17 protein-coding genes and 1 pseudogene are annotated in these 17,152 nt (G+C 68.0%); 2 read left to right on the top strand and 16 right to left on the bottom strand.

The window, feature by feature from the left end; translation table 11 throughout:
• Nucleotides 1–6 precede the first annotated feature (6 nt).
• Nucleotides 7–507, top strand: coding sequence for an Ohr family peroxiredoxin (locus tag FHX60_RS07305; protein ID WP_112775096.1), 501 nt, complete (start codon nucleotides 7–9; stop codon nucleotides 505–507).
• Here FHX60_RS07305 and FHX60_RS27670 read toward each other — a convergent pair.
• The 6 genes and pseudogenes from FHX60_RS27670 to FHX60_RS07280 all read right to left on the bottom strand — a co-directional run.
• Nucleotides 508–700 (bottom strand): annotated as a pseudogene (locus tag FHX60_RS27670) (cupin domain-containing protein); the annotation flags it as partial.
• Nucleotides 701–757: 57 nt separating this feature from the next.
• Nucleotides 758–2,131 carry an MFS transporter gene (locus FHX60_RS07300; protein ID WP_183282932.1) on the bottom strand — a complete coding sequence of 458 codons (1,374 nt, stop codon included), beginning with the start codon at nucleotides 2,129–2,131 and terminating at the stop codon, nucleotides 758–760.
• Nucleotides 2,132–2,426: 295 nt separating this feature from the next.
• Nucleotides 2,427–3,053: a pyridoxamine 5'-phosphate oxidase family protein gene (locus FHX60_RS07295; protein ID WP_181486993.1), complete on the bottom strand. Its 627-nt coding sequence runs from the start codon at nucleotides 3,051–3,053 to the stop codon at nucleotides 2,427–2,429.
• Nucleotides 3,050–4,426, bottom strand: a complete 1,377-nt coding sequence (locus FHX60_RS07290; RefSeq protein WP_183282931.1) for an adenylosuccinate synthetase — start codon at nucleotides 4,424–4,426, stop codon at nucleotides 3,050–3,052. Before FHX60_RS07290 ends, FHX60_RS07295 begins: the two co-directional genes overlap by 4 nt.
• A 3-nt stretch (nucleotides 4,427–4,429) precedes the next feature.
• A complete protein-coding gene (locus FHX60_RS07285) occupies nucleotides 4,430–4,894 on the bottom strand; it encodes a RidA family protein (protein WP_183282930.1) in 465 nt (154 codons plus the stop codon).
• A gap of 149 nt (nucleotides 4,895–5,043) precedes the next feature.
• A complete protein-coding gene (locus tag FHX60_RS07280; RefSeq protein WP_183282929.1) occupies nucleotides 5,044–5,829 on the bottom strand; it encodes an AraC family transcriptional regulator in 786 nt (261 codons plus the stop codon).
• 138 nt (nucleotides 5,830–5,967) lie between these two features.
• Between FHX60_RS07280 and FHX60_RS07275 the strand changes: the two genes are divergently transcribed.
• Nucleotides 5,968–6,825 (top strand): alpha/beta hydrolase, encoded by an 858-nt coding sequence (locus FHX60_RS07275; protein WP_183282928.1) that lies wholly within the window; start codon nucleotides 5,968–5,970, stop codon nucleotides 6,823–6,825.
• A 50-nt stretch (nucleotides 6,826–6,875) separates the two neighbouring features.
• Here FHX60_RS07275 and FHX60_RS07270 read toward each other — a convergent pair whose 3' ends face one another.
• The 10 genes from FHX60_RS07270 to hpsN all read right to left on the bottom strand — a co-directional run bounded on the left by FHX60_RS07270 (nucleotide 6,876) and on the right by hpsN (nucleotide 17,110).
• Nucleotides 6,876–7,616 carry a GntR family transcriptional regulator gene (locus FHX60_RS07270; protein WP_183282927.1) on the bottom strand — a complete coding sequence of 247 codons (741 nt, stop codon included), beginning with the start codon at nucleotides 7,614–7,616 and terminating at the stop codon, nucleotides 6,876–6,878.
• Between the two features lie 133 nt (nucleotides 7,617–7,749).
• Nucleotides 7,750–8,772 (bottom strand): Bug family tripartite tricarboxylate transporter substrate binding protein, encoded by a 1,023-nt coding sequence (locus tag FHX60_RS07265; RefSeq protein ID WP_183282926.1) that lies wholly within the window; start codon nucleotides 8,770–8,772, stop codon nucleotides 7,750–7,752.
• 57 nt (nucleotides 8,773–8,829) lie between these two features.
• Nucleotides 8,830–9,852 carry an Ldh family oxidoreductase gene (locus tag FHX60_RS07260; RefSeq protein WP_183282925.1) on the bottom strand — a complete coding sequence of 341 codons (1,023 nt, stop codon included), beginning with the start codon at nucleotides 9,850–9,852 and terminating at the stop codon, nucleotides 8,830–8,832.
• On the bottom strand, nucleotides 9,849–10,784 hold the full coding sequence (locus FHX60_RS07255; RefSeq protein WP_183283409.1) for a hydroxyacid dehydrogenase: 936 nt from the start codon (nucleotides 10,782–10,784) through the stop codon (nucleotides 9,849–9,851). The genes FHX60_RS07260 and FHX60_RS07255 overlap by 4 nt, the downstream gene beginning before the upstream one ends.
• Nucleotides 10,784–11,959, bottom strand: coding sequence for a UxaA family hydrolase (locus FHX60_RS07250; RefSeq protein WP_183282924.1), 1,176 nt, complete (start codon nucleotides 11,957–11,959; stop codon nucleotides 10,784–10,786). Before FHX60_RS07250 ends, FHX60_RS07255 begins: the two co-directional genes overlap by 1 nt.
• 71 nt (nucleotides 11,960–12,030) lie before the next feature.
• On the bottom strand, nucleotides 12,031–12,312 hold the full coding sequence (locus tag FHX60_RS07245) for a UxaA family hydrolase (protein ID WP_092312927.1): 282 nt from the start codon (nucleotides 12,310–12,312) through the stop codon (nucleotides 12,031–12,033).
• A 117-nt stretch (nucleotides 12,313–12,429) separates the two neighbouring features.
• Nucleotides 12,430–13,443, bottom strand: a complete 1,014-nt coding sequence (locus FHX60_RS07240) for an alcohol dehydrogenase catalytic domain-containing protein (RefSeq protein WP_183282923.1) — start codon at nucleotides 13,441–13,443, stop codon at nucleotides 12,430–12,432.
• Between the two features lie 106 nt (nucleotides 13,444–13,549).
• On the bottom strand, nucleotides 13,550–14,914 hold the full coding sequence (locus tag FHX60_RS07235; protein WP_183282922.1) for an MFS transporter: 1,365 nt from the start codon (nucleotides 14,912–14,914) through the stop codon (nucleotides 13,550–13,552).
• A gap of 97 nt (nucleotides 14,915–15,011) precedes the next feature.
• Nucleotides 15,012–15,788, bottom strand: coding sequence for a (S)-sulfopropanediol 2-dehydrogenase HpsO (hpsO, locus tag FHX60_RS07230; protein ID WP_183283408.1), 777 nt, complete (start codon nucleotides 15,786–15,788; stop codon nucleotides 15,012–15,014).
• A gap of 11 nt (nucleotides 15,789–15,799) precedes the next feature.
• Nucleotides 15,800–17,110, bottom strand: coding sequence for a sulfopropanediol 3-dehydrogenase (gene hpsN, locus FHX60_RS07225; RefSeq protein WP_183282921.1), 1,311 nt, complete (start codon nucleotides 17,108–17,110; stop codon nucleotides 15,800–15,802).
• Nucleotides 17,111–17,152: the final 42 nt, after the last annotated feature.

The following is a 17,152-nucleotide window of genomic DNA, read 5'->3' as shown; positions in this document are numbered from 1 at the left end:
CGGCCCATGGCGAACCAGAAACTGCAACCCCCGCCGTTGAGCCTGCTCGACAAATATCGCGGGCCTGACTTCGATCCGCTCTACACCACGGCCGTCACCGTCACGGGTGGCGAAACCGGGCACGGGCGCGCCTCCGGCGTGGCCCGCTCCGATGACGGCAACCTCGTCATCGACCTGCGGCTGCCGGCCGCGCTGGGAGGTCCGGGCAACGGCACCAACCCGGAGCAGCTGTTCGCCGCGAGCTATGCCGCGTGCTTCCATGGCGCGCTGCACCTGCTGGCCCAGCGCGCCCGCGTCCCTATCGACAACATCGCCGTGGAAGTCGAAGTCGCTTTCGGCCGCGACCCCGTAGACGGCGCCTATGCGCTGTCCGCGGATGTCCGCGTCAGGATGCCGGGCGTGGCCCGGGCGCTGGCCGAAGAACTGGTGCGCAATACCGAGCGCTTCTGCCCCTATGTGAAGATGACCCGGCAAGGCATTGCCAGCGTCGTGGCGGTGGTGGACTGATCCGCCTCCGGCGGCCACCACGATGCTGCCCTCCAGCACATAGACAAAGCCATGCGCGTCATGCCGGTGGGCCGGGTCGGAACCGTCCGGGCGGGTATTCCATCACGATCTTCTGCACCTCCTTGCCGGAGTAGTCCGGCAAGGCTTCGGTCGACAGACGGCACGCCGCGGCAGGCGCGCCAAGGTTCTCCACACTGTCACCGCATCGACACCGATCGGCGCCATGGGCGCGTTGCAGCGCACGACGCTCCTAGTCGGCGATGTTTTCCAGCGCCCTGCCGCGGGTCTCGATGCCGAAGCGGAATACGATCGCCGCCGCCGCAAGGAAACACAGCGCGCCAAGACAGAACACGCCAGCCTGCCCCGCGACGGGAAGCACCAGTCCCACCAGCGCCGGTCCCAGCAGCGAGCCGATGCGTCCGACGGTCGAAGCCATGCCGCAGCCCGAGGCACGCGCACGCGTGGGATATAGCTCCGGCGTGTAGGTATAAAGCACCGCCCACATGCCGAACATGAAGAACTGCATCATGCCGCCGGAAAGGAACAACGCCAGCGGCTCCGGCGACGAGCCGGCGACCCGGCCATAGATGAAGACCATGCAGGCTCCGCCGACCAGCGTCGCCACGCAGGCAGGCTTGCGCCCCCAGCGCTCCACCGCCCACGCCGCCCACAGAAAGCCCGGAATCCCGCCGATCGAGATATACACCGTGTACAGCACGGACTTGGTCACGCCCAGTCCGGACTGCTGCAGCAACGCGCCGATCCATGTATTCAGGCCATAGAACCCCAGCAGAGCGAAAAACCACAGACCCCATACGGTCAGGGTCCGGCTGCGGTACGAGCGCGACCACAGCACGCGCAGCCCCGATGCGTCCGGCTCCGCCGCGGCAACCGACGGGGTGACCTCCGGCAATGCCTCAAGTTTCATCCGCCGCATCACCGACTGCTCGATACGTTCGACGATCGCGCCCGCTTCCGCATGGCGCCCCCGCGATTCAAGCCAGCGCGGAGACTCGGGCACGAAGCGCCGAACCACGATCAGGAAGAGCGCCGGCACTGCGCCGAGCAGGAACATCGTGCGCCAGGTATAGGCACTCAGCACGTAGTACGACATCAGGCCAGCGCAGATAAACGCGATCGGCCAGTTGCCGTCCATCAATGCTAGATACTTGCCGCGCTGCCGCGCCGGGATGAACTCCGACATCAGCGTCTGTGCCAACGGCAGCTCCATGCCCATGCCGATGCCGAGCAAAAGCCGATATGCGCCCAGTTCCATGGGGTTGCTCGCGGTGGAACAGAGATAGCTGCCCACACCCCAGATGATCATGCTGACCTGGAACACGGGCTTGCGCCCGAACCTGTCGGCAAGCATCCCCGAACTGAGCGCGCCGACGGCCATGCCGACAAAGCTGGCACTCCCCAGCATGCCCGCCTGCGCAGCGGACAATCCGAATTCCGCCCGGATCGAGCCCAGCAGATACGTCATCATGGCCAGGTCGAGATTGTCGAAAAAGAAGGCCAGCGCAATGATGGCAAACAGAAGGCGGTGATACCCGCATACGGGCAGCCGTTCCAGCCGGTCGCCGGTGCGCACGCGCATCAGCTCGAGAGAGGTATGCTTCATCTTGTCTCCAGTCGTTTTAGTGCCGGTGCTCTATGGCACTGGCGGCAAGCGATAACACGTGGTTGCGCTATCGCTCACTACTGTCGCTTGCGGCCGCTTGCACGACGCGCGCCCGAACGCCAAGCTCTGTCTCGCAGGCGCCAAGTCAGCGGCGGTGGCTCGTTGCGTATCCGGTGGCCGTGAAGATCCAAGGCTGCCTTCCCCGGAGCTGCATCACCCTCCCGAAGTTCGGCGATGAAGCCCCCAAAAAAAAAGAGGTGCCGAAGCACCTCTTCATGTCTTGCGCTGGCGAGCCCTACTTCGCCTCGAACCGATGGGGATCGAACGCTTCCGGCGGCAGACCGGACAGCGTCGCACCGGACTGAAACGGATAGCGCAGGTACGGCGCGCGCGGCTGCCCTGGCGGCGAGTACTGGCCGTCAGCCAGGATGCGCTTCTTCGCGCTCATCTCGCGGATCTCGCAGCGATAGGCGACGATCTGGCTGGCCGCGCCATCCTCGATCGGCGTGTAGTCCTTTTCCGGGCGGAACTTGTCCAGCGCCTGGTACTGGTGGGCACGCACCTCGTCGGTACTGTCACGCAGCCGGACTGCACAGCGCGCGATGACGCTGAAATACTCAAGGCTGGTGTTCTGGCCCTTGGGCGCCTTCAGCAAGGCCACGGGCCGGTCGACCTCGATCGTAACCAACGGGTTCGCCCGGATCGCAGCGGCAAGCTTGCCGAATCTCGAACTGTGGATCAGGAACGCGTCGCCGGTGAAGGTAAAACTCTGCGCCGTGATATAGGGATACGGTGCGTCATGCACCGCGACCCGGCAGATCAGCTCATTCCTCAAGAAGGCTTCGATGGCCGGCCAGTCGGTCCAGGCCAGGTCGGTCCGGCGCATCTCGCTGCGCAGGTAGGCAGGGGTGGTACTTGTCATGGTGTGGTCTGCTGGATGGGTTCAAGAAGCCGCATCTGCGCGCGTTCCGGTCCTAGTCCGATACCGCGCAAGGGCCGGCCGATGGCCTGCGCCAGCCATGCGAGCAGCGCTTCAAGTTGCGGGGGCAGCGGCGAGCCGGCATCGGTCGGCATGGCCTCCTGCGCAAACGCCGGAAATCGCAACACGCGCTGGCGTACGCTGCCGGCCTCGCCGACCACGACCGGGATGCGACGTTCGGGAGTGTGGGAAAAGGCGGCCAGGCTGTCGCATTTGTTGAGATACACCTCGTCGACGCCGGCCTGCTGTATCGCGAGCCGCAGCTGCGCAACGTCGAGCAGGCCCACGCGCCGTGGCCGGCCGGTGCCGGTACCGTACTCGTTCGCCAGCATCCTGATGGCCACGCCCGTCGCGAACGCATCCCCTTCGGCAAGCAAGGCCAGCGGATCGTGGCTGGCCGCTTCGTCGGCGCGTCCGCGGCCCGCGTGTGCTGCCGCGGCGCAGTAGGCCTCGGAACGCTGCCCGCCCAGCTCGGTCGGCAGCGGACCACCGCCGACCCGGGAAACGATGGCCTTGGCCACGCCGATGGTCTTGCGGTGATACCGGCACGGCAGATCTCCGCCCACGTAGGCGTAGGCGGGCAGCGTATGGCTGGACGTGACCCACGGCTGGGCGCCATGCACCACGTCCAGCATTACCGACTGCGCGCCCTCGTACAGCACCCTTGCACCGGCCTCCACCCGCCGCAACAGCGTGACAGCATCGGCGGTCACGAACGGCCGGACCACTGTCCACGCACGACGCATCTCGTCCATCATCGCCGTGATGCGCTCGTCATCGTCATCGGACTGCGCCGCCAGACGGGTCATCATTTCGAACACACAGTCCTCGTCACACCACAGGTCGCGCAACTGGAACGCAACGCGCTCGGCGCCCCGCATCCGCGCTGCCAGATCGGCGTAGCACGGACCGATACCGTTGCCGGTGGTGCCGATCCCTGCGCCATAGCGGCGGTCCGTCAGCACATGACGGGGCTGAACCAGCGGGCACCGGTCGCTGATTGTCAGGCGCCCGTCCAGGCTGATGCCTTGCGCCGCCAGCATCGCGATCTCGGACGCCAACTGCTGCAACCCGACCACGCAGCCCGAGCCGATGTAGAGCGCAACGCCGGGGTGCAGCACGCCGGAAGGCACTTGCCGAAGCCGCAGCGCACCGGCAGGCGTTGCGATGGTATGCCCGGCGTTGGCCCCGCCGTTAAAGCGCGCAATCACGTCATACCCGGCGGCGAGGTGGTCGACAACCCGGGCCTTGCCCTCGTCGCCATATTGCAGGCCCACCAGCACGTCGGCGTAGCCGGCCTTTGTCGCGGCGCCCATCGCCTAGGCGTCCAGCGCAAAGGTTGCCTCGATCTCCACCGGGGCACCGAACGGAAGACTCGCAACGCCGAGCGCCAGGCGGGCATGGCGCCCCCGCTCGGCAAAGATCCGGTTGAGCAGTTCCGACGCAGCATTGATCACCAGCGGCGCATCGTCGAAACCGGGCTCGGCTGCAACATAGCCGCCCACGCGCACGATGCCCCGGATGCGCTCCAGATTGCCATCGGTCGCGGCGCACGCCCAGCCCAGCAGATTGGCCAGGCAAAGCCGCGCCGCCGCCTGGGCCGCCTCGACGCTGACCGTGCCGGGCACCTTGCCGATGAACATTGGCTTGCCGTCCTGCAGCGGCAGCTGGCCTGAGATCGTCAGCAAACCATGGTGCAGCGTGTATGGCACATAGAGCGCCCTGGGCATTTCAGCGGCGGGCAGGACGATGCCTGCCGCCTGGATACGATCCATCACTGACATATTCACTCCTCGACTTGGACAAATGCCGACGGAGCGAGCGCGGTGCTGGCCATCCGGCGGCCTCCAGACTGTGCCGCACGGTCCTGCCCCCGGTTCGCGCCTTGACGCCAGTTGCTGTCGCGCAGATGCCAACCCGAAGGGGAAGACGCCTAATCGCCGGTCCGGTCCCGGAAATATTCGGTGGGCGTCATGCCAAGCGCGCGTCTGAACATGGCGCTGAATGCGCTTGGACTTTCGTATCCGAGTTGCAGTGCGATGTCGGTGACATGGCACCCCTCGGCAAGCAGGCGGACCGCGGCCATCAGGCGGGCCTGCTGCTTCCAGCGGCTGTAGGTCATGCCAGTTTCTTCCGGAAACAGGCGGATGATGGTCCGTTCGCTGGCGCCAACCGAGCGGCTCCACGCCTGCACCGAGGTCTCGTCCGCGGGGTCCTCGAGGATCTTCGCGCAGATCTTGCCCAGCCGTGGATCCCTGGGCATCGGCAGATGCAGCGGGACCACCGAAAGCGGACGCAGCTCCTGCAGCAGTAGCTGCACCACCAGGCCATCGCGGCTGCCTTCCTCATACGCCATCGGCATGCGCACGGTGGCCGAGATGAGCTCGCGCAGCAGCGGCGGCACCGCCACCACGCAACAGCCGTGCAACTCTGGTGGAACGGCATCTTCGCGGACATAGACCGTCCGCATCTCGACGTCGCCGCACGCCTGCATGGCGTGCTCGACGTTGCTCGGCACCCAGACCGCGCGCTGGGGCGGCACCACCCAGGAGCCGAAGTCGGTGGTGACCAGGATGGCCCCCACATAGGCATAGATCAGCTGGCCGCGCGGATGGGAATGCGCGGCGATATAGAAGCCATCCTTCAGCTTGCGCGCCATCCCACCGACCGGCCGGTCTATCGCCTGGTAGTCGTCGCGGTTCTCGCTCTTTCCGTACATGGCGTCTTTGCGATAGGGGTTGTCATCTGGCGGCGCGCGCAGCAAGACGCGGATGCGTATCTTTGGCCGGACGCGACAAGCGTCGCAACGACCCCCACGGAATCGAAGCCTCGATCCCACAGTCTGGAGCCAAATGTAATGTCAATGTATCGAAACTTCAATCAGGAAGAACTGGACAAACAGTACAACGTCCGGGCGGGAATCCCCGAATTCCAGGACATCTTCAAGCGCTGGGAAGACACCAGCGCCGCGTTCCGTCGCCAGCATCCGGTCAAGCCGGATCTCGCCTATGGCGGGCACGCCAAGCAGTCACTGGACTTCTTCCCCGCGGCCAGCCGCGAGCGCCCGCTGCTGGTCTTCATTCACGGCGGCTACTGGCAATCGCTAGATAAATCCGACTTCAGCTTCGTTGCAGCGCCGTACCTGCAGCGCGATATCAACGTCGCAGTGGTGAACTACCGCCTCGCGCCGGAGGTGGGCATGGCGGAGATCGTCCGCGACAATCAGGAGGCGGTGGCCTGGCTCTACCGCCATGCTGCCGAACTGGGATTCGACCCGCACAGCATCTTCGTGTCCGGCCATTCGGCCGGCGGTCATCTCACCGCCACGCTGGCGGGAACGGACTGGGCGTCCTTTGGCGTACCGGCGGATATCCTCAAGGGTGGATGCGCGATCAGCGGCTTGTATGACCTGGAGCCCATCCGGCTGTGCTATCTGAACCAGGTGGTCGGGCTGACCACGGCGGACGTCGCCCGCTACAGTCCGGTCCACCATGTCCCCAAAATCAAGCTGCCCATGATCCTGACCGTCGGCGGCGATGAATCGCCGGAGTACCACCGGCTGCAGCGCGAATACCAGGCGCTGCTGGGCGAATGCGGCTTCGACGTGCAGGTGGTGGTGCAGGAGCGCGGCCATCATTTCGATGCAGTGGACCTGCTGGGCGACCCCAATGGCGCCCTGGCGGCCGCGGTGCTGCGCATGATCGCCGGCGCCTGACCCATCGGGCGCACGGTCCCGGCGCCATGCGCGGGTGACGCCTCACGCCGTCACGGCTGCGACAGCGCGAACTCGTAATCCGACGTATCCAGCCGGGAGACGCGGTACTCGATGCGCTCGTTCTGGTAGGAAGACGCCACCCGCAGTATCTTCAGCATCGCGGTGCCGACCGGGACGCCCAGCAGCTCATGGTCTTCCTCGTCGGCCAGCGCGGCGCGCAGGCGCTCTTCGGTGCGGATGATGTTGATGCCGAAGACGTCCTGGTAGAAGTTGTAGAGCGTGTTCGGCCGCTCGCGCAGCAGCTTCTCGGTCAGCGTCCTGAAGCGTTCCGCCGGGACGGTGATGGCGTCGATCATGACCGCGCGACCTTCCAGCGACAGCACGTTGGTGAAGCGGAACACGGCCTCGCCGAGCGGCAGGCCCAGCGCCGCGGCTTCTTCCTTGTCGGCCTTGGCGCGGCGGAACTTTGCCAGCTGCACCGTCGGGAACTCGCGGTACCCGTCCTGGCGCACGATGCGGAAGAAGCGGAAGAAATGGTCTTCCTGCCGGTGCGTCGCGACGAAGGTGCCCCGCCCCTGGTGGCGGATCATGATGTTCTCGGCCACCAGTTCGTCAATGGCCTTGCGCAGCGTGCCGATGGATACGCCAAAGCGCTCGATCAGCTTGCGCTCCGACGGAATCGCCTCGCCCGGCTTCCACTCACCCTCGGCCAGGGCGGCCAGGATGGCTTGCTTGACGTCCTTGTACAGCACGCCGCCGATGGCTGCGCCGGCATCGAATCTGGAACCCACGTTAGTGTCCTTTGCAATGCCGCCTGCGGCGCGGCCGGCCGATCCATGACTGACTCATATGGATAAGACGAATCATACTAAAGACGGCCGCCGCCCCCCGGCCGGCCCGCCGGCGCGGCGGCGCGACGCGCCGCTATTCGACCCGGATGTGCTTCTCCTCGATCAGCCGGGCCCAGCGCGTCACCTCGCCGCTGAAGTAATCGGCGAAGGGCGTCCCGCCGGCCGCGGGACTGAACCCGGCGGCAACGATGCGCCCGCGCACCGACTCGGCGGCCAGCATGCGCGACACCGAGGCGGCCACCTTGTCGACGATGGGCCGGGGCGTGCCGGCCGGCATCATCAGGCCGGTCCAGTTCTCGACGATCAGCTCCGGATAGCCGGCCTCGGCCACGGTGGGCACGTCGGGCAGCAACGGATGGCGCTCGCGCGTGGTCACGGCCAGCGCACGCAGCTTGCCTCCTTTCACATAGGCGAGCGATTCAGGAAAGTTGGAGAACACCACGTCGATCTGGCCGCCGATCAGGTCGGTCATCGACGGCGCGCCGCCCTTGTACGGCACATGGGTGAAGCTGGTGCGGGTCTGGCTTTCGAACAGCGCCAGGGTCAGGTGCGGCGGCGTGCCGTTGCCGCTGGAGCCGGCGTTCAGCTTGGATTTCTGCGCCGCAGCGGCCAGGTCTTTCATCGACTTGATCGGCGAGCTGGCCGGTACCACCACCATCATCGGCGAGGAGGCAATGCGCGCCACCGGCACCAGGTCTTTCTGCATGCTGAACGGCAGCTTGGGAAACAAGGTCACGTTGGACGCATGCGTCAGCGTAACCGCCAGCCAGGTGTAGCCGTCGGGGGGCGCCTTGGCGACCTGCTCGGCGCCGATGTTGGCATTGCCGCCCGGCCGGTTTTCCACCACGATGGGCTTCTTCCACTCTTCGGAGAGCTGGTGGCCCACCATGCGCGCCATGATGTCGGTCAGGCCGCCGGCCGCGAACGGCACCACGTACCGGACCGGCTTGCTCGGATAGTCCGCGGCCGCGGCATCGCTGCCGCCCTGCGCGGCGGCAGGCCGCGGCGCCAATGCAGCGAGGGCCGATACAACTGACAAGGCAAGCAGCACGCGGTTCAGGTGCCTGTGCGCGCCGCACATCAAGCGTCGATCCATGGTTTGTCTCCGGTAGTTGTGGCCGGCCCATCTAAACGTGGGTCCGTTGTGAGGAAATCAATGCGGCGCGCCAGCCTCCTCGCCCGCAAGCGATTGCAGTTCGCGCCAGAGCGCGTCGGGCACGTCGACGCCGTGCGCTGCCGCCTGCGCCTGCGCGGTTTCGCGGCGGGCGCCCGGCACGCGCGTGCCTTCGTCGTCCAGCATCGCCGCCAGCAGCGCTTCCACGCGCGCGGCGTAGACCTGCGAGCCGGCGAACGCGCCGGGGTCCAGCACGAAGAACAGCTGGCCGATGCGCGGACGGTTGCCCGCGTCGCTGAAGAAGGAATCGGCCTCGGCGCCGAACTGCGCCCCGGCCAGCGACGTCACCAGCAGTTCGACCAGCAGCGCCAGCATCGCGCCCTTGACGCCGCCCGCCGGCAGCATCGAGCCGCGCAGCGCGGCCTGGGCGTCGGTGGTCGGCTGGCCGGCCTCGTCCAGCGCCCATCCGGCCGGAATCGGCTTGCCCTGCTTCGCCGCCACCATGATCTTGCCGCGCGCGACCTCCGACAGCGACAGGTCGATCACCACCGGCGCATGGCCCTGCCACGGGAACACCGCTGCAATGGGGTTGGTGCCGAACAGCGGCCGCTTGCCGCCCCACGCCGGCATGGCCGCGGGCGAATTGCCCATGGCGATGCCGACCATGCCGGCGCGCGCCACCGCTTCCAGCGGCAGCGCGGCGGCGCCGAAGTGGTGGCTGTTGGTGACCGCGGCCACGCCGACGCCGGATGCCCGCGCGCGCGCCATCGCCTCGGCGATGGCCAGGTCGCACGCGGCGAAGGCAAAGCCGCAGCCGGCATCGACCAGCACCGCGCTGGCGCGCGTGCCGTGCACCGCCGGCTCGGCGTTGCCGTCGACCCGCTCATGGCGCAGGTGCGCCACGTACATCGGCACGCGCGAGACCCCGTGCGACGGCAGCCCCGCGGCATCGGCCCGCACCAGCGCAGCCGCCGTGGCCTGCGCCTGCAACGCGCTGGCCCCGGCCCGGCGCAAGCCCGCGGCGGCCACGCGCTCCAGTTCCTGCAACGCAATCCGGCTCATGGCATCTGCTCCAGCGACTGGCGCACCTCGCGCGCGATCATCATCGACACGCGCGCATTGGCTTCGCGCGTCACGCCGCCGACATGCGGTGTCAGGATCAGGTTAGGGACGCCGCGCAGCGCGCTGCCGGCCGGCAACGGCTCACTGGCAAACACATCCAGTGCCGCGCCGCCCAGATGCCCGGCCCGCAGCGCGTCGGCCAGCGCCGCTTCATCGACCACGCCGCCGCGCGCGGTGTTGACCAGCACCGCGCCGGACTTCATCGCCGCCAGGCGGCCGACATCGATCAGGTTGCGGGTAGCCGCCACCAGCGGCACGTGCAGGCTGACCGCGTCGGCCTGCGCCAGCAGCGCATCGAGCGGCACGCAGGCCACGCCGGTGGCGGACCAGACCGGATCGTCGGCCGGCAGCATCGGATCGCACGCCATGACATCCATGCCGAAGGCGCGGGCCAGCGCCGCGGTCTGGCGGCCGATATCGCCAAACCCGATCAGGCCGAGCGTCTTGCCGAGCGCCTCCCTGCCCTCCGACAGCCTGGCCCGCGGCCACTGGCCATCCGCCACCTCGGCACTGGACAGGTAGGCGCCGCGCAGCAGCACGGCGGCGGTGGTCACCACGTACTCCGCCACCGAGCGCGCATTGGCGCCGGCCGCGGGAATCACGCGGATGCCGCGATCGCGGCAGGCGGCGACGTCGATGTTGTCCAGCCCCACGCCGAGCCGCCCCACCACCCGCAAGGCCGGCGCGCGCGCGAGCAGGGCCGCGTCCACCTGGGTGCGGTTGCGCACCACCAGCGCGTGCGCCCCGTCCAGGACCTCGAGCAGGTCGGCGCGGCGATCCACCCAGCCCGGCTCGTAGCGCAGGTCGAAGCCGGGGGTCAGCGCCTGCACCGCGGCCGGGTCCATGAACTCGCTGATGCAGATGCGCTTCATCATGCCGACTCGTGGATGCGGGTCAGCACGAATTCACGATGGCCGAGCGCCTCGGCCGCGGTCCAGCGGCCATTGACGGTCGCCAGCATGCACTCGAGCAGCTTGTCGCCAGTCTGGTCGAGCGTCTGCTCGCGTTGCAGCAGCCCCGAGCAATCCACGTCCATGTGCTCGCTCATCAGGCGCACCGTACGCGGGTTGGCGCACAGCTTGATCACCGGGACGATCGGGTTGCCGATCACGTTGCCCTGCCCGGTCGGGAAGAAATGGACCACGTAGCCGGCAGCCGCGCACAGCGTGACCATCTCCGCCGCGGCGGAAGACGAGTCCATGAACCACAGCCCCGGATGCGTCGGCGCCTCGGCCTTGTCGAGCACGCCGTCGACGGTGCATTTCTTGCCGATCTTCTGGATATTGCCCAACGCCTTCTCTTCGATCGTGGTCAGGCCGCCGGCGATATTGCCCTTGGTCGGCTGCGACTCGGACAGGTCGGAGGTCTTCCAGCGGTCGATCATGCCCTGGTAGCGCTCGAACATCGCCATGAACTGGTGGCGCACGTCGTCGTTGGCGCAGCGCGCCGCGACGATATGCTCGCCGCCGGTCAGCTCTGAGGTCTCGCCGAACACCAGCGTGGTGCCCAGCGGATGCAGCTTGTCGAAGGCGTTGCCGACGGTGGGGTTGGCGCCGCAGCCCGAAGTGGTGTCCGACTCGCCGCACTTGGTCGAGACCCACAGTTCGCTGATGGGGCACTCGACGCGATGCAGCGCGGTTGCGTACTGCACGAACTCGCGCGCCGCCTTCGAGGCGCGCATGATGGTGTCGTGATCGCCATGGCCCTCGATGCCGAAGCCGACCACCGGCTTGCCGGTCTGGGCGATGCCGTCGACGACCTTCTTGGTCCAGCCGTCCTCGATGCCGATCACCACCACCGCGGCGACGTTGGGATTGCTGCCGGCGCCGATCAGCGTGCGGAAATGCAGGTCCAGGTCCGGCCCGAACTGCAGGCGGCCGTACGGGTGGGGAATCGCCATGGTGCCCTTGATGGCGGCGGCGACGGCCTCGGCGGCAGCGTTGGACAAGTCGTCCAGCGGCAGGATGATGACGTGGTTGCGGACACCGACGCGGCCATTGTCGCGGCGGTAGCCCCAGAAGGTGGTGTTTTGATCGATCACGGACATGACGGGGATCCTCGGAAGCGGGATGGAAGCGGATGGGAAGCGTGGGGGGACACAGGCGCGGCGCGCCTGGCTTACCAGCGCTTGGTCTTGATGTTGTGGACGTGGGCGTGTTCGCCGGCCTTGATCGGGGCGACCACCTTGCCGATGTCGATGCCGTACTTGTAGACCGTCTCGTTCACATCCATGTCGCGCAGCGCCACCTTGTGGCCGATGGGAATCGGCTGCAGTGCGGTCACCGTCACGACCTTGTCTTCGTCCATGATCCAGGCGTTGAGCTGGGTGCCGGGCTGAATCCCTTCCACCACGGCCACCGCGACGGTGTCCTTGGCGTCATGAAGCACTACGTGAATCATCGTTGTCTCCTCTCTGTGGGTCGTGCGTGAAATCATGTTAGGCGCTGGATTCATCCATGTCAACCAAATCATATATATGAATTTTGACTGACGTGCAGGCCGCGTGCCGCGGCGCAGTCAGACGGTTTCGGGAATCAGCACCACCTTGCCGGCGGCGACGCGGCCCGCGGCCAGGTCGGCAAAGGCCGCCGGGCCATCGCTCAGCGCGCGCGTCTCGACCCACTCCAGCGTGCCGAAGCTGCCGCGCTCCAGCGCGGCCACGGTGGCACGCAGGTCGGCCATGGTGTAGGTATAGGTGCCCAGCAGCGTCAGCTCGGACAGGGTCAGCTTGCGCATGTCGATCTCGCTGGCCCAGTCCTGCAGGCCGATATGCATGACCACGCCGCCGGGCCGCGCGGCGGCGATGGCGAGCTTGCGCGTCGCGCCCGCGCCCACCGCATCGATCACCACGTCGCAGGCCGACTCCGGCAGCGGACCGGCCAGCGGGTCGACCGCGTCGCAGCCGAGATGCCGCGTCACCGAAGCCCGGCGCAGCGCATTGGTCTCGGCCACCCGGACCTCGCCGCAGCCATATGACCGCACCAGCGCGGCGGCCAGCATGCCGATCGCGCCGCCGCCGATGACCAGCACGCGCGCCTCCGGCAGCGGCCTGGCCAGCGCGCGCATGGTCAGGTTGACCGCGTGCAGCGCGGTGGCGGCGGGCTCGGCCAGCGCGGCACTGACGCTGGCAAGCGCGTCGGGGATGGGAATCGCGCAACGGATCGGGATCGCCAGGTACTCGGACAAGGCGCCGGGGCGGCTCATGCCGACCATGCCGCGGTTGGCGCACAGGTTGTCGCGCCCTTGCAGGCAATAGTCGCAATGGCCGCAGGTCACCAGCGGGTTGGCGGTCACGCGCTGCCCGACGGCCAGCCGGCTCTCGTCCGACGAGGCCACCACCGTGCCGGCAAACTCGTGGCCAAGCACCAGCCCCGGCTTGCGCCGCGGATCATGGCCGTGATACGCGTGCAGGTCGGAGCCGCAGATGCCGCTGGCATCGATGCGCAGCAGGGCTTCGCCGGGGGCCAGGGCCGGCATGTCGCGCTCCAGGACCGCGACGGCGTTGGGTTCGGTATAGACGATCGCTTTCATGGCCTTGCCAGTAGTCAAGATGGGAGGGGAACCACACGGACGGGCGGCGCAATGCCGCCCGCAAGAAGGAATGGGGCGCGGGGCTCCAGCGCCGGGGGCGCCGGCTTCAGGCGCCGGCTTCGGACGGTGCCAGCGCGCTCGCGCCGGCCGGGCCCGGGCGCCGGCCGATCCACAGCGTGCAGGCCGCGCTGAGCACGCCGATCGCCAGCACGTAGCCGCACAGGTACCAGGGCTCGCCGCCGCCCTGCGCGTTCAGCCAGGTGGCGATGATCGGCGTCAGGCCGCCGGCGAACACGCCCGCGAACTGGTAGACGAAGGAAATCCCGGTATAGCGCACGCGCGCATCGAATACCTCGGAGAACATCGACGACATGGTGCCGAACACGGCGGCATGGAAGATGCCGAAGGGAATGATGATCGCCGCCCATACCAGCAGCACGTTGCCGCCCGAATGCTGCATCAGCCAGAACGCGGGAAACGCCGACAGGCCGGCCAGCAGCGCGCCAGTGCCATAGACCAGCGGCCGGCCGAAGCGGTCGGACACGGCGCCCCACAGCGGGATGAACAGCGTCATCACGCCGGCGCCCAGCAGCACGCCCAGCAACGCCTCGTTGCGCGACAGCTTCAGGGTCTGGGTCAGGTAAGCGAGCGAGAACACCCCGAACACGTTGAAGAAGACGCCGTCGATAAAGCGCGCGCCCATGCATGCCAGCACCACGCGGGGGTACTGGCGCAGCATGGCCAGGAACGGCAAGGCGCTGGCCTGCGGCTGCCGGCTCGGCGGATGACGCTGTGCCGCGGCAAATTCCGGCGACTCTTCGACATGCGTGCGCATGTAGGAGCCGATGAACACCATCACCGCACTCAGCAGGAAGGCGATGCGCCAGCCCCAGGCCAGGAAGTCCCGGTCCGACAGCAGCGCCGACAACAACGCAATCATGCCGCTGGCCAGCACCAGGCCCAGCGACATGCCGGTCTGCGGCAGGCTGGCGAAGAAGCCGCGGCGGCCCGCCGGCGCGCTCTCGAACGTCATCAGCACGGCGCCGCCCCATTCGCCGCCGAGGCCGATGCCCTGCGCTATGCGGCACAACAGCAGCAGCACCGGTGCCCAGATGCCGATCTGGTCATAGGTCGGGATCAGGCCGATGGCCGTGGTGGCGATGCCCATGATCATCAGCGTCAGCACCAGCATGCGCTTGCGTCCCAGGGTATCGCCGAAATGGCCGAAGATCACGCCGCCCAGGGGGCGCGCGACAAACCCGGCGGCGAAGGTGGCGTAGGCCAGCAGGGTGCCGACCACCGGGTCGGTCGAGGGGAAGTACAGCTTGTTGAACACCAGGCCGGCGACCACGCCGTACAGGAAGAAGTCGTACCACTCCACCATCGCGCCGATCGTGCTCGAGGTCACGATCTTCCTCAGCTTGCGTCCGGGGCCTTGTGCCGGCGGCTGCGCCGCTACCTGTTTCGTCATGCTTGTCTCCTGTCGGGTCTGGTCCCGAGGCGGCGCGTATGGCGCTCTGGATATCGGTCAACGCGCGGGGCGAATCGATGCGCCCCGCGGCGGGGAATCATCTTGCCGTGTAGCCACCGTCGACCATGAAGGTCTGGCCGGTGATATACGCGGCCATGTCGCTGGCCAGGAACGCGGCCAGCCCATGCAGGTCCGGCAACGCGCCGTTGCGGCCGATGCAGGTGCGCCCGGCATGGTGGCCAGCCAGCGCGGCATCGGCGAACACGGGCCCGGTCAGCGCGGTGGGGAAAAAGCCCGGCCCGATCGCATTGCAGGTGATGCCGTGCCGCGACCACGCCTCGGCGATGGCGCGCGTCAGCTGCACGATGCCGCCCTTCGCCGCGCCGTAGGGCGCGCTGTCGGCGAAGGCGCGGTAAGACTGCAGCGATGCAAGATTGAGCACCCGCCCCCATCCTTGCGCCTGCATCGCCGGCGCCAGCGCCTGCGTCAGGAAGAACGGCGCGCCCAGATGCGTGTCCAGTTGCAGCCGCCATGACGCCGGCGTGACGCGGTCGAAGGGCTCGCGCAGGTTCATGCCCGCGGCATTCACCAGGATATCGATGGTGCCGCAGCGGCGCTGCAAGGCCGCTGCGGCGGCGGGAATCGCATCGAGGTCGGACACGTCCAGCGCCTGCGTGTCGACCGCGATGCCCATCGCATCGAGCCGCGACGCCGCGGCATCGAGTTGCGGCTGGCGGCGCGCCGCCAGCACCACCCTGGCGCCGGCCCGGCCCAGTGCCTCGGCAAGGCTTTCGCCGATACCGGAACTGCCGCCGGTCACCAGCGCCTGCCTGCCGCGCAGGTCCGGTCCAGCATCGCCGGCCGCGTTGTGCATGGGCGCCATCGTCACACCTCCACCGGAGCGCCCATCTCGAAGCGGGCGTTCGGAAAGTACTTTGCCATGCGGTCGTCCGCGGTGCGCGCGTGCGCCTCCATGCCCTCCAGGCGCGAGATGCGCGCGGTCACCTGCCCGATCTGCCGCGTCGCCTCGCGCGTCATCTTCTGCCAGGTCAGGGTCTTCATGAACTTGTGCACCGAGAGCCCGCCGGAATAGCGCGCCGCGCCCTTGGTCGGCAGCACGTGGTTGGGGCCGCTGGTCTTGTCGCCGAAGGCCACGGTGGTCTCTTCGCCAAGGAACAGCGAACCATAGCAGGTCAGGTTGGCCAGCCACCAGTCCAGGTCCTGCGCGTGCACCTCCAGATGCTCGGAGGCATAGCGGTCCGACACCGCGGCCACTTCCTCGCGGCGGTCGCAGGCGATGACCTCGCCATAGTCGCGCCATGCCGCGGTGGCCGCGTCGCGCGCGGTCGGCGGCAATGCGGCAATCAGCGCCGGCACCAGCGCCATGACCTGTTCCGCCAGCGCGCGCGAGGTGGTGAAGAGCCAGGCCGGCGACTCGTGGCCGTGCTCGGCCTGCCCCACCAGGTCGCTGGCCACGATGGCCGGGTCGGCGCTGTCGTCGGCGATCACGGCAACTTCGGACGGCCCCGCGAACACGTCGATGCCCACCTGCCCGTACAGCGACCGCTTGGCCTCGGCGACGAACTTGTTGCCGGGGCCGACCACCACGTCGGCAGGCTTGCCGCTGAACAGTCCATAGGCCATCGCAGCGATCGCCTGCACGCCGCCGAGCGTCATGATCACGTCCGCGCCGGCCGCCTGGAAGGCATAGAGCACGTGCGGATGGATCCCCTGGCCGCGGAACGGGCTCGAGCACGCCACCACGGTGCCGACCCCCGCGGCCTTCGCCGTAGCCACCCCCATGTAGGCCGAGGCGATATGCGCATAGCGCCCGGCCGGGGCGTAGCAGCCCACCACGTTGACCGGGATCACGCGCTGCCCCGCCGTCACGCCCGGGTGCAGCTCGACCGAGAACTCGCGCAGCGATTCGCGCTGCGCCAGCGCGAACTCCCGCACCTGGCGGATGGCAAAGTCGATATCGGCGCGCACCGACGCGGGCACGTCGCGGGTCTGCTCGCGGACCTGGTCCGGGGACAACACGATCTCGCCGTTCCAGCCATCGAGCTTGCTGGCGTACTGGCGCACGGCAGCTTCGCCATGCGCCTGGATCTCGGCCAGCATGTCGGCCACCACTTTCTGCGCGGTGGCGGTCTCTGTCTGCGGCGTTTTCTCGGCTTGCTTCAGGTACGTGATCATCGGGGGTCCTCGGCTTTAATTGCGAATGTAAGCGCTATCATT

This window comes from Cupriavidus alkaliphilus (assembly GCF_014191175.1).
Lineage (GTDB): Bacteria > Pseudomonadota > Gammaproteobacteria > Burkholderiales > Burkholderiaceae > Cupriavidus > Cupriavidus alkaliphilus.
This window is presented reverse-complemented; position numbering and strand designations above follow the sequence as displayed.

Excerpts from the sequence above, each read along its gene's own strand:
- FHX60_RS07305 (WP_112775096.1), top strand. The coding sequence starts at position 7 with ATGGCGAACCAGAAACTGCAACCCCCGCCGTTGAGCCTGCTCGACAAA.
- FHX60_RS07300 (WP_183282932.1), bottom strand. The coding sequence starts at position 2,131 with ATGAAGCATACCTCTCTCGAGCTGATGCGCGTGCGCACCGGCGACCGG.
- FHX60_RS07295 (WP_181486993.1), bottom strand. The coding sequence starts at position 3,053 with ATGACAAGTACCACCCCTGCCTACCTGCGCAGCGAGATGCGCCGGACC.
- FHX60_RS07290 (WP_183282931.1), bottom strand. The coding sequence starts at position 4,426 with ATGGGCGCCGCGACAAAGGCCGGCTACGCCGACGTGCTGGTGGGCCTG.
- FHX60_RS07285 (WP_183282930.1), bottom strand. The coding sequence starts at position 4,894 with ATGTCAGTGATGGATCGTATCCAGGCGGCAGGCATCGTCCTGCCCGCC.
- FHX60_RS07280 (WP_183282929.1), bottom strand. The coding sequence starts at position 5,829 with ATGTACGGAAAGAGCGAGAACCGCGACGACTACCAGGCGATAGACCGG.
- FHX60_RS07275 (WP_183282928.1), top strand. The coding sequence starts at position 5,968 with ATGTCAATGTATCGAAACTTCAATCAGGAAGAACTGGACAAACAGTAC.
- FHX60_RS07265 (WP_183282926.1), bottom strand. The coding sequence starts at position 8,772 with ATGGATCGACGCTTGATGTGCGGCGCGCACAGGCACCTGAACCGCGTG.
- FHX60_RS07260 (WP_183282925.1), bottom strand. The coding sequence starts at position 9,852 with ATGAGCCGGATTGCGTTGCAGGAACTGGAGCGCGTGGCCGCCGCGGGC.
- FHX60_RS07255 (WP_183283409.1), bottom strand. The coding sequence starts at position 10,784 with ATGAAGCGCATCTGCATCAGCGAGTTCATGGACCCGGCCGCGGTGCAG.
- FHX60_RS07250 (WP_183282924.1), bottom strand. The coding sequence starts at position 11,959 with ATGTCCGTGATCGATCAAAACACCACCTTCTGGGGCTACCGCCGCGAC.
- FHX60_RS07245 (WP_092312927.1), bottom strand. The coding sequence starts at position 12,312 with ATGATTCACGTAGTGCTTCATGACGCCAAGGACACCGTCGCGGTGGCC.
- FHX60_RS07240 (WP_183282923.1), bottom strand. The coding sequence starts at position 13,443 with ATGAAAGCGATCGTCTATACCGAACCCAACGCCGTCGCGGTCCTGGAG.
- FHX60_RS07235 (WP_183282922.1), bottom strand. The coding sequence starts at position 14,914 with ATGACGAAACAGGTAGCGGCGCAGCCGCCGGCACAAGGCCCCGGACGC.
- hpsO (WP_183283408.1), bottom strand. The coding sequence starts at position 15,788 with ATGCACAACGCGGCCGGCGATGCTGGACCGGACCTGCGCGGCAGGCAG.
- hpsN (WP_183282921.1), bottom strand. The coding sequence starts at position 17,110 with ATGATCACGTACCTGAAGCAAGCCGAGAAAACGCCGCAGACAGAGACC.